The sequence below is a fragment of the Pantoea dispersa genome (assembly GCF_014155765.1).
Classification (GTDB): domain Bacteria; phylum Pseudomonadota; class Gammaproteobacteria; order Enterobacterales; family Enterobacteriaceae; genus Pantoea; species Pantoea dispersa.
Genome location: NZ_SCKT01000005.1, coordinates 137,000 through 148,005, shown reverse-complemented (window position 1 = coordinate 148,005; position 11,006 = coordinate 137,000). Strand labels below are relative to the sequence as shown.

Genomic DNA, 11,006 nt, shown 5'->3' with positions numbered 1-11,006 from the left:
GCGGCGGCGCTGTGCGGCGCGGGATACGTCACGCTGTCGGGTATTCTGCTGGTTGCGGGTGCCGCCGCCACGCCACAGAATGCGGCCTCTGGCGTGGCGGCGGCGTTTCTGACGCTGGCGATTGGGCAAATTGTCGGGGCGATACTCTTTGCGCAGCTCTACAGCAGCAGCGCCGCCACAGCCCTGCTGCTGTTCGCTGCCATCCCGGTTGCGCTGCTATTTCTGATACCGGCTAACCCGCCACAGCGCGCTGACGCTTAACGTCCGGTGGTGAGCCAGCGGCTGAGGATGCCGGCACTGGAGTAGCCGCGAATGATCGCCGCGTAGCTGTCAAAGCGATTGCTCACTTCGCTTACCTGATTGTTATACAGATCGCTTTCGGCGCTCAGAACATCCAGCAGCGAGCGGCGTCCGAGGTGATACCACTGATCGAAAAAGTCTTTGCGGATGCGGTCAGACTCGACAATCAGACTCTTATACAGCGCGGCGCGATCGGCCATCGAATGTGCATCCTGGCTGGCAGCGCGCACGCGATTCTCCAGATCGCGTCGCTGCTCCTGTACCTGCTGACGGCTGGCTTCGGCGCGTTTAATCGCCGCAATCTCCTGCGCGTTGGTTGAACCGCCGCGGAACAGGCCCCAGCTAACGTTGATGCCGGTTTGCCACGCCTGCTGGCGACCGAGCTGATCTTCACGCGTGCTTTTGGTTACCGTCCAGTTGAGTTTTGGCAGGCCGGAAGCTTTAATCGCCTCCGCTTCTTTAAACCCCGCTCGCGTTTCCGCATTGGCGCGCAGGATCAGCGGATGATAATCCAGGCTGGCCAGCTGACGATTGAGATCGCCAAAATTCATCGCCCAGCGATCGCTGGCGGGCAGCGTCACGCGACTATTGCCCATCAGGCGGTTTAGCGTGATTTCGACATCGCGCGCGCGCGACTCGGCATTCTCCAGATAACTCTGCGCCTGCAGCAATCGGCCTTTGGCCTGCGTCAGCTCGCTGCGACGACCGGTATCTGACTGCACAATGCCGCTCAGCATGGTGGTCAGTTCGGTCATGCGCGCCACGTACTGCTGGCTAATGGCAATGATCCGCTGCTGCTTGTTCCACTCAATCAGCGCGTTGCTGACCTGCATCGCCAGCTCTTCTCGCTGCGCCTGCGCCGCCTGTTGCGCCGAGGTCACGCGCTCTTCGCGGCTTTCAATAGTGCGGCTGGTCTGACCGAAATCAATCAGGTTGGTCGCCATCGACACGCCGAGCGCCGGCACGTTGCTCTGACTACCGTCGCTTTTTACCCCGCCACCAAACTCTTTGGTCGCCGAGCTGGCGCTGACATCCAGCTGCGGCCAGCGCTGCCCTTTCGCCTCATCCACGCTGGCGGCGGCGGCATCGGTCTGCGCCACGGACGATTTCAGCGCCGGGCTGATGCGCCAGGTGATGCGCGCGGCCGAGAGGAATTTCTGCCGCAGCTCGGATTCAGCCACGGTTTCATCCACTGCGCCGCTCAGGCTGACCGGTGAACGCGCCACGGCGGCATCGGCGGCAGTGGTTCTGGTTTCCGCTACTGGCGGACTGACATAACTGAACTCGCTCTGTGCTTTTACTTCTGCTTCATTCACCGGCACCGGCGCAGGCTGCTGTGGGTTGAAAGTGCGTACCGATTTCAGCAGCGGATTCGTCTGCCTGGGTTCCGGCTGGCGCTGCTCCTCCGTCAGAAAACCGCCGCCCTGTACCGGCTGCACCGGCGGTGGTGCAATCGGCGCTGCTGGCGCTGGGGCCGGTGAAGGTGCCGGCGCTGGTGCCGGCTGAGCGCGTGGCGCGGCGACCGGTGGTGCAACCGGCGCGGCCTGAGGTTGCGTAAACATCGGTTGCGGTGCCGGCGCGGTTGCAAAGCGCTGGACTGGCGCAACGGGCACGCGCTGTACCGGCGCGCTGCGTACCGGTGCCGCAGCGGGGGCGGCCGGGCGATGTCCGCTCATCTCGGCAAACATCATCAGTTCACTGGTCGAATCGGCCATTACGCTGATGGCCGGGGCCATCATGACCGTAATGCAACCGGCAAGCAAAGAGAGGCGTCGCGCCGCTGCGCGACGGTGCATATTATTATTTTTCATGGTTATTAACGCTCGCGGAAGGCTTCTTTCGCCTTAAGTACCGGCTTCAGCAGGTAATCAAGGATGGTTTTCTCGCCGGTGCGGATTTCCACCGTGGCCACCATGCCGGGAATGATCGGCAGATCTTTATTGCCTGCGTGCAGCGTGCTTTTATCAGTGAGGATCAACACGCGGTAATAGGTGTCATCCGGGCGGCCGGAAGCGGCTTTCTGATCGTCTTTCAGCGTATCCGGACTGATGTATTCCACGTGGCCATCCAGTCCGCCGTAGATGGCGAAGTCGTAGGCGGTGATTTTCACTTTGGCCGGCAGCCCCGGACGCAGGAAGGCGACATCAGAAGGACGGATTTTCCCCTCCACCAGCAGTTGCTCTTCCAGCGGCACAATTTCCAGGATGTGCTCACCGGGCTGAATCACGCCGCCGATGGTGTTGACGCGCACGTTTTTCACCGTGCCGCGCACCGGTGCGGTAATGGTGGTGCGCTCGACCACGTCCGCGCGGCCAATCAGGTTTTCGCTTACCTGGCTGAGTTCCAGCTCCAGCCGCGCCAGTTCGGTGTTGGCATCAGACTGATAGCGGTTACGCCGCTCAACAATCTGCGCCTGGATGTCGTTCGCCTGGCGCTGCATGCGCAGCAGTTCAACCTCAGACAGCAATCCTTTCGCCGCCAGCGGCTCCGCCAGACGAATTTCACGCATCGACAGGGCATAGCTGCGCTGCAGTGAGTTAATGCTGTCGTTCAGCGCGCGCTTGCGTGATTCATAGGCTTTGGTCTCCTGCGCAACCACGGCGGGATCGCTCTGCACCTGCTCGTCAAACGTCAGCGGCTGCGCGTAGGCTTCGGCACGCAGACGCGCAATGCTGCCCTTCAGGCCAATCACTTTGCTCAGCGCCTCGCGATAGCTTGATTGCGCACGCGTCGGATCGATTTTCAGCAGGACGTCGCCCCGGTTGACCACCGTGCCTTCACGCACGTTCATTTCGGCGAGAATGCCGCCTTCCAGACTCTGAATCACCTGCTCGCGGCTGCGGGAAATCACTTTTCCGTCGCCTTTGGTGATCTCCTCCACCCGCGCATAGTTTGCCCAGGTGAGACCGATGCCAATCACCGCGATGATGATCCACATCACCAGTTTCGATCCCGGCGTGGTTTGCGACAGCAGGGACGCCTGCACATCATTCATGAATTCGGCATCCGCAGCGGAGAGATTTTTGCTGCGGCTGCGCCATGGCATTAACTTGATCATACTGCGGCCTCCTCTGCCGCGGCGACGGCGGGCTCTGACGTTGCCGAAGCATCGTTAGCCGGCGCGGGTGCGCGCGCCGCCTGCTCTACCGCCTGACGCGGCGGCTGGCGGGTTTTACCTTTACCTTCCAGCGCGGCCAGCACCTGCTCTTTCGGGCCATCCGCGACAATTTTTCCTTCCTCAACCACGATGATGCGGTCGACCAGCGCCAGAATTGACGGACGATGCGTCACGACGATCAGCGTGTGGCCTTCGCTGGCGCGACGCAGATGGGCAAGGAACTGGCTTTCGGTCATGCTGTCCATCGCACTGGTCGGCTCATCCATCAGCAGCACTTTGGGCCGCGTCAGCAGAGTTCGCGCTAATGACACCAGCTGGCGCTGGCCGCCCGACAGCCCTTCACCGCCCTCGCCGACCGACAGATTAATGCCGCTCGGATGGCGCGCCGCCACGTGATCGAGACCGGTGAGGTTCAGCACGCGCAGCAGTTCGTTCGCGGTGGCATCCGGTCGGCCAATCATCACGTTTTCGCGCAGCGTGCCGTAGAACAGGCGCGCATCCTGGCTGACGAAACCCACCGCTTTGCGCCAGTCCGCCGGATCGATCTGGTTAACATCGAGTCCGTCGGCGGAGATCTGCCCTTTCACCGGCTGATACAGACGCGCCATCACGCGTAACAGCGTCGATTTACCACTGCCGATGCGGCCAAGAATCGCCACGCGCTCACCGGCCTTGATAGTCAGCGAGATGTCTTTGAGGATTTCCGGATTGGGCTTCATCGGCGGTGCCGGATAAGAGAAGCTGACATTGCTCAGCGAGATCTCGCCGGTCAGCGGCGGATCGGTCAGATAAGTTTTGCTGCTGTCGCGATCGACCGGCATCTCCATCAGCTTATTCAGCGAGGTCAGCGCCGCTTTGGCCTGCTGATAACGCACCGCCAGACCAATCACCTGACCCAGCGGGCCGGTGGCGCGGCTGGCCAGCATCACGGTGGCGATCATCGCACCCATGGTGAAGGTGCCGGCGTTGATCAGATAAACCCCGGCCACCACCAGCATCACGGTCTGAAACTGCTGCAGAAAGGTCACCACGCCGGTTGCCAGCGTCGAATAGCGTTTTGACTTCATTGAGTTAGCCGACTGCAGCGCGCTGAAGTTCTCCCAGCGGCGCTGCATATGCGCCTCACCACCCACGGCTTTCAGCGTTTCCATGCCTTCAACCGACTCAATCAGCACGCCCTGTTTCAGCGACGCATCGCGCAGGTTCTCCTTCATGATGCGCGCCAGCGGCCACTGAATCGCGGCGCTGACGATGATGATCAGCGGGATCATCATCAACGGAATAATCGCCAGCGGACCGCTGATAAAGAAGATCACGCCGACGAACATCAGGATAAACGGCAGATCCGAAATCGCCGCCAGCGTCGCCGAGGCAACAAAATCGCGCACCGATTCGTATTCACGGATCTGGTTGGCGAAAGTGCCTGATGAGGCCGGTTTGTGCTCCATCTGGATCGACAACGCCTGACGGAACAGCATGCTGCCCAGCACCAGGTCGGCCTTTTTGCCCGCCATGTCCAGCAGATGCGCCCGCACAAAGCGGGTAATGGCTTCGAAGATCATGGCGATGGTGACGCCAATCGCCAGCGACCACAGCGTAACAAACGCCTGGTTCGGCACCACGCGATCGTAGACGTTCATGGTGAAGAAGATGCTGGAGAGTGCCAGCACGTTGATCAGCACGGCGGCAATGGCGGCGCTGCGGTAGTAACGGCGGTAGCGCCACAGGGTGCTGAACAGCCAGTGACCTTTGACCTCCGGCAGCATTTCGCTGGCGCGCTCATCCAGTACCGCCGCCGGTTTCGCCATCACCGCAAAGCCGGCGTAAATCTCGTTGAGCTCCGCCAGGCTCATCTCCACCGCTTTATCACTCACCTCCGGCATAATCAGCTGGAAGCGCAGCTCGCGCTGATTCTCCTCATTGGTGTGAATGCGCCGCGACAGCACAATGCAGCCGCCGCCGTTCTGCCGCAGCAGAATCATCGGCATCAGCTGCTCCGGCAGATCCTGCAGGCGGCGTTCAACCATGCCGCCAGTAATGCCAGCGTTCTCCAGAGCGGTCATTGCCTGCGACGGCGACAGCAGCGTCGCTTTCGGCAGGCCGGCGACCAGCGCCTCTTCACTCTTCTCGCGTTTGTAGTGTTTGCAAATCCACGCCACGCTTTTTAACAGCGTGTCATCCACGGTGGTTTCGATACGAGCAACAGAACGCGCATCCTGCTCCACGGCATTCTGCTTCTGGTCCATCATTTCCCGACTCCTGTAAACCTGACAAAAAACGGTGGACGCATCGTCCACCGCAGACTTTTCTTTGAATTGGGAAAATTCTGACAGAAGGCAGCTTTCAGGCCGTCCAAGACTTGTCTCAAACGGTGGAGAATATTTGTGAATAAAGCGGAGAAAGCCCGACTGAATGCGGTCTGGCGACCGATCGATTGCAGAATAATCGCGGCGCTGTTGAGCGCTGTCCTGGGCGTGTTATCTTAGCTGCTCGCTTTACTGCAACCGGACAAAGAGCAATGGCAAAACAGCGGGTAGGTATCGTATTTGGCGGCAAGTCGGCCGAACATGAAGTGTCGTTACAGTCGGCCAAAAATATTCTTGAGGCGATCGATAAAAACAAATACGACGTGGTGCTGCTGGGGATCGACAAACAGGGCGAGTGGCATCTCAATGACGCTTCAGGCTTTCTGCTCAACGCCGACAATCCGGCGCTGATTGCCCTGAACCGCTCCGGTGAAAATGTAGCGCTGGTGCCCGGCAGCCGCGCGGAACAGCTGATTACGCGTCAGCAGGCGCAGCCGCTGTCGCAGCTGGATGTCATCTTCCCGATTGTGCACGGCACGCTGGGCGAAGATGGCTCGCTGCAGGGGCTGCTGCGCATGGCCAATCTGCCGTTTGTCGGGTCGGATGTGCTGGGCTCCGCGGTCAGCATGGACAAAGATTTCACCAAACGCCTGCTGCGCGATGCCGGCCTGAAAGTGGCGCCGTGGCTGAGCGTCACCCAGACGCAGCGCGCGGCGCTGGATCTGCAGGCGGTGATTGCGCGCTTTGGCCTGCCGCTGTTTATCAAGCCAGCCAATCAGGGATCATCCGTTGGGGTGAGCAAAGTGACGCAGCCGGATGAATTCGACGCGGCGCTGGATCTGGCGTTCCGCTTTGACCGCAAGGTCCTGATTGAACAGGGCATCAGTGGCCGTGAGATTGAGTGCGCGGTGCTGGGTAACGAGGCGCCAGAAGCCAGCCCGTGCGGTGAAATTGTGGTGCACGACGCCTTCTACTCGTATGACACCAAATATATCAGCGAGAGCGGCGCGCAGGTGGTGGTACCGGCTGACATCAGTGCGGAAGCCAGCGAGGCCATTCGGGCTGTAGCGATTACCGCGTTCCAGGCGCTGGAGTGCTTTGGCATGGCGCGCGTCGATGTGTTCCTCACCGAAACGGGCGACATTATTGTCAACGAAGTGAATACCTTACCCGGCTTCACCAACATCAGCATGTATCCCAAACTGTGGCAGGCGGCCGGCCTGAGTTACAGCGATCTGATTACCCGCCTGATTGAACTGGCGCAGCAGCGTCATCAGCAATCCAGCCAGCTGAAAAGCAGCGTGTAACCTGCGATGGCGTGGCTCAGGCCACGTCATGCGCCATGCTGCGCGGCGCGATTGCCGGTGAGGTCTGATTGCGGCCATTGCGCTTGGCAACGTAAAGGTGTTTATCCGCCGCTGACACCAGCCGGTTGATCACCCCCGGCCATTCACGTTCGTTAACCGCACCGCCGCGCGCCAGGCCGAGGCTGACCGTCACGGTCACGGTGTTGCCCTGAATCCAGAACTTCTCTTTCACCATTGCCTGACGAATCACTTCGGCCAGCTGAAACAGCTGGCTGTGGGTGTAATCAAATACCACCACCACGAACTCTTCGCCGCCAAAGCGGCACACCAGGCCGCGACTGCGGACCACGTGCTGAATACGGCGCGCAATTTCCTCCAGCACGCCATCGCCGGCATCATGGCCGAAATTGTCATTAATGGCTTTGAAGTAGTCGACATCCAGCATAATCACGCCGGCTTCACGCTGCAGGGAAAACGGCTGCTGGCGCAGGTTCTCATACAGGCCGGAGCGCGAAAGTAGCTGGGTGAGGAAATCATAATTGGCGCGCAATGCCAGGCGATGGTTAAGCTGCCGAATGGCGTCCATGCTCACCGCCACCAGCAGCGGGCTGAGCGCTACGGTGGCCACGCCGAGCCGTGCAGAAGTGAGATGGCTGATGGGCAGCAGCGAATCATCGCCCTGAATATTCATCACGCCGTGCGAGACCAGCACGATCTCGGTGATGCCGGTGAACAGAATCACCAGGCTGGTGATCGGAATCGGCAGAACAATGGCACACCAGATCAGCGCCGGTACCGGGAAGGTCAGACTGCCCGCGCCACCAATCAGCGCCCCCACCGTGAGCGACAGCGCCACGGCGAGCAGCGGCAGCAGCCTGGCCGGGTGTACCAGCGTCCGCAGCGGCACGCTGCGCAGCGGACGCGTCAGCATCACCGGGAGCAGCATCAGCGAGGTAGAGAACTGCTCGCTGAACCAGTCGGCCCACGCCACCACAAAGCGCGCGTTGAAATCGATATCCTGCGCCCATGCGCCCCAGGTGGCGCAGGCTGCCGCGCCGAGCAGGCACGCCGGAAAGATGCGCATGGCATTGAACACCTGGCTGTTTGCGGTCGGCGATTGCAGATGCTTAATCAGCATGCTGACCGACACCAGAATAAACAGGATATTGGCAAAATTAATCGTCACCGCTGGCAGTGCCCAGCCGGAAAAAACCGTATCGTTGAAAATCATGGCGGCAAAACACACCAGATAACTGGAGGTGGTGTGTAAAAACGGGTTGCGCACCATCAACCCGGCGATGAGAGCATTCACCGGCCAGAACAGGGAAAACTCTTCGGGAATACGCAGGTGGCTGCCAACAAAGCAGAAGAACAGCGTAATAAGACACAGCGAAAGAGCATTCTTTTTAACATTATTCTCTTCAAACAGCTTAACGCGCATACGTCTGAACCCTGTAACCTGAAATCGCTGCCATCCGTCGCTGGCATCAGCAATCATTTAACCTGAAAAATCCGTGCGATAATTCGCTAATTAACCCGGTATTCGTCGCCCTGCTCTGCGACTGAGCGGCGCTCACTCTGCCATGAAAGCCAGAGACGAGCTACCAGCCCCGCCGGCAGCATGTGAAACAGGCAGGCGCAGTGAGCGGCAATTATGCCGTATAAATAAAAAAATCGGATATCCGGGATATCCGATTCTGGCGAAAAAAACTGCATGAGTGCGCGCGGGAACGTTATTTCACCGCCACCGGCCACTGGCTCAGCCGGATGCCGCGCTCACCGGCGCTATCCCCGAAATCCTGCAGCACCGCTTTCACGTCCGGATCCATATACTCGGCGTTATCGTGATCGACAATCACCACGCTATTTTCCGGGATCTCCGCCAGCAGCCCCTGCAACTTCGGGTTGTGCATAAAGGTCAGGTTTTGCTGAAAGCGCAGCACGTAATGGTCGTCATAGCGGGTAAGCTGCAGCGCGTTGCGGTGGCTTTGGTAGATGCTGCACAGAATCTGCGTCGCGATACCGATACCAATCCCGGCCAGCATGCCAAACACAATGATGCCGCCGATGGTGGCAAGAAACGGCACGTACTGCTGCGCGCCCATGCGAATCTGTTCGACGAACAGGCGCGGCGTTGCCAGCTTATAGCCGGTATACAGCAGCACCGCCGCCAGGCTGGCGAGCGGAATCGCGTTAAGCAGGGCGCTGAACCACAAGCCACAAATCAGCAGCAGCACGCCGTGCAGCAGAATCGACAGTTTGGTTTGGGCACCCACGCTGACGTTGACCGAACTGCGCACAATCACCGCGGTAATGGGCATCGCGCCGAGCAAGCCAGCGGTCAGGTTACCGATGCCCTGCGCGAACATCTCTTTATTCGGTGACGGCGCCGGATGCTGCGGACGCAGTTTTTTCAGCGCCTCCTGGCTGAGCAGCGTTTCAAGGCTGGCCACCAGCGCCAGCGTAATCGCTACCACCCACACCGACGGATTCTGCCACGCCAGCCAGTCTGGGGTTTCCAGCTCCGCCACCAGCGCCGACATACTGTCAAACGCCGGCAGTACGATACGCGGCAGGCCTTCGCCGAGGCTGGGAAACAGGCGATCGCCCAACACCGTGGCGAGGCAGCCAAACAGCACCGCCACCAGCGGGCCGGGGATCCAGCTCAGCGCTTTAACTGCCTTGATCGCGGGCGTGGTCCACAGCCACAGAATCAGCAGCCCGCTACCGGCCACCAGCATCGCGCTGAGCGAAAACGAAAACTCACCGCTGACCAGCGACTGCAGACCGGCATCGCTCGCTGCGCCCAGCGCCACCGGAATCTGCTGCATAATCAACAGCAGGCCAATTGCCGCCAGCATCCCTTTGATGACGCTGCCCGGCACCAGCGAGATAAAACGACCGGCGCGCAGCAGGCCGAGCATGCACTGCAGCACGCCAGCCAGAATCAGCGCGGTAAGAAATGCGGAAAAGCTGCCGAGCGTCTGGATTGAGGCCACAACAATAGTCACCAGCCCCGCCGCCGGGCCGCTCACGGCAAAGCGCGAGGGACTGAGCGCGGTAACCAGCAGACCGCCGATCACCCCGGTGAGCAGACCGGCAAAGGGCGGCAGACCGCTGGCCTGCGCGATGCCCAGACACAGTGGCAGCGCCACCAGAAACACCACCAGACCAGCAGGAATATCCTGACGAAGCGTTTGCAGATTCATGATGAGGGTTCCTCTGACGATTGCTGGATTAACTCTTTCAGATGGCCGGACTGCAGGTCATAAACGCAGCCAAATACATCCAGTTGCTGTCCGGCCTGCCAGGCCTGTTGCACCGGCTCGCAGCGCACCAGCTGGCTAAACTGGGCGATGACATTGGCTTCAATCAGCCGGTTAAGCTTGCTGCTCTCCTCTTCCTGCGCGGGACTGGCGTGATAGGCCACCAGCCCGTGCTGCAATGCGCGGCGCAGCGCGGCAATGCGCCTGGCGAGCGCCGAATCCTCCTGCGCTAACGGGCTGGCAGGCAGACCCAGCGCCGCCTGCACGCCGCCGCAGCCGTAGTGACCGCACAGCACAATGCGCTCGACGCCGAGATAAAAAATCGCGTACTGCAGCACGCTGATAAAGTTGTCATCATCGGGTAGTACCATATTGGCGATATTGCGGTGCACGAATAGCTCGCCCGGATGCGAGCCGGTCAGCACTTCTGCCGGTACGCGACTGTCGGAACAGCCAATCCACAGGGAGTGGGGTTTCTGCTGATGCAGATATTGTTCAAAGTAATCTGGATTACGCTCGCGGCGCTGGAGTGCCCAACTGCGATTTTTCGCTAATAAGGGTTTAAGGGTCGTCACAATTATCTTCTCTCTGTATCCGCAAATAGCGCTTCCGGGCAAATAAATGCATGGCGCAGCACGGTTTTAGCGTTCTGTGGCAGGTGTATACGGCGCTTTCTCACAGAAATTGGTTATAGACGCTTATGAATTTA

Annotated in this window: 7 protein-coding genes and 1 pseudogene; 2 read left to right on the top strand and 6 right to left on the bottom strand. The window is 59.9% G+C overall.

Annotated features, from left to right (window positions below; genetic code table 11):
- Nucleotides 1-261, top strand: a pseudogene (locus H7K56_RS23405) (MFS transporter); the annotation flags it as partial.
- Here H7K56_RS23405 and H7K56_RS15625 read toward each other — a convergent pair.
- The 3 genes from H7K56_RS15625 to H7K56_RS15615 are packed head-to-tail and all read right to left on the bottom strand — an operon-like array spanning nt 258 to nt 5,667.
- Nucleotides 258-2,111 carry a TolC family protein gene (locus H7K56_RS15625; RefSeq protein ID WP_059009840.1) on the bottom strand — a complete coding sequence of 618 codons (1,854 nt, stop codon included), beginning with the start codon at nt 2,109-2,111 and terminating at the stop codon, nt 258-260. The pseudogene H7K56_RS23405 and the gene H7K56_RS15625 overlap by 4 nt on opposite strands.
- A gap of 5 nt (nt 2,112-2,116) precedes the next feature.
- Nucleotides 2,117-3,358: an HlyD family type I secretion periplasmic adaptor subunit gene (locus H7K56_RS15620; RefSeq protein ID WP_021509681.1), complete on the bottom strand. Its 1,242-nt coding sequence runs from the start codon at nt 3,356-3,358 to the stop codon at nt 2,117-2,119.
- The gene (locus H7K56_RS15615) at nt 3,355-5,667 is read right to left on the bottom strand and encodes a type I secretion system permease/ATPase (protein WP_021509682.1); all 2,313 of its coding nucleotides are present in this window, start codon (nt 5,665-5,667) and stop codon (nt 3,355-3,357) included. Before H7K56_RS15615 ends, H7K56_RS15620 begins: the two co-directional genes overlap by 4 nt.
- A gap of 269 nt (nt 5,668-5,936) precedes the next feature.
- On the opposite strand from H7K56_RS15615, the gene ddlA reads away from it, so the two are divergent.
- The gene (ddlA, locus tag H7K56_RS15610) at nt 5,937-7,031 is read left to right on the top strand and encodes a D-alanine--D-alanine ligase (protein ID WP_150360385.1); all 1,095 of its coding nucleotides are present in this window, start codon (nt 5,937-5,939) and stop codon (nt 7,029-7,031) included.
- Between the two features lie 16 nt (nt 7,032-7,047).
- Here the strand turns inward: ddlA and H7K56_RS15605 are convergent, their stop codons facing one another.
- From H7K56_RS15605 to H7K56_RS15595, 3 genes are all read right to left on the bottom strand, one after another.
- Nucleotides 7,048-8,472, bottom strand: coding sequence for a GGDEF domain-containing protein (locus H7K56_RS15605; RefSeq protein WP_150360384.1), 1,425 nt, complete (start codon nt 8,470-8,472; stop codon nt 7,048-7,050).
- Between the two features lie 292 nt (nt 8,473-8,764).
- On the bottom strand, nt 8,765-10,234 hold the full coding sequence (locus tag H7K56_RS15600; protein WP_136545726.1) for a SulP family inorganic anion transporter: 1,470 nt from the start codon (nt 10,232-10,234) through the stop codon (nt 8,765-8,767).
- A gap of 2 nt (nt 10,235-10,236) precedes the next feature.
- Nucleotides 10,237-10,878: a carbonic anhydrase gene (locus H7K56_RS15595; RefSeq protein ID WP_104188443.1), complete on the bottom strand. Its 642-nt coding sequence runs from the start codon at nt 10,876-10,878 to the stop codon at nt 10,237-10,239.
- Between the last annotated feature and the right edge of the window lie 128 nt (nt 10,879-11,006).

Coding starts and splice junctions, on each gene's coding strand:
- H7K56_RS15605 (WP_150360384.1), bottom strand. CDS start 8,472: ATGCGCGTTAAGCTGTTTGAAGAGAATAATGTTAAAAAGAATGCTCTT.
- H7K56_RS15625 (WP_059009840.1), bottom strand. CDS start 2,111: ATGAAAAATAATAATATGCACCGTCGCGCAGCGGCGCGACGCCTCTCT.
- H7K56_RS15620 (WP_021509681.1), bottom strand. CDS start 3,358: ATGATCAAGTTAATGCCATGGCGCAGCCGCAGCAAAAATCTCTCCGCT.
- H7K56_RS15615 (WP_021509682.1), bottom strand. CDS start 5,667: ATGATGGACCAGAAGCAGAATGCCGTGGAGCAGGATGCGCGTTCTGTT.
- ddlA (WP_150360385.1), top strand. CDS start 5,937: ATGGCAAAACAGCGGGTAGGTATCGTATTTGGCGGCAAGTCGGCCGAA.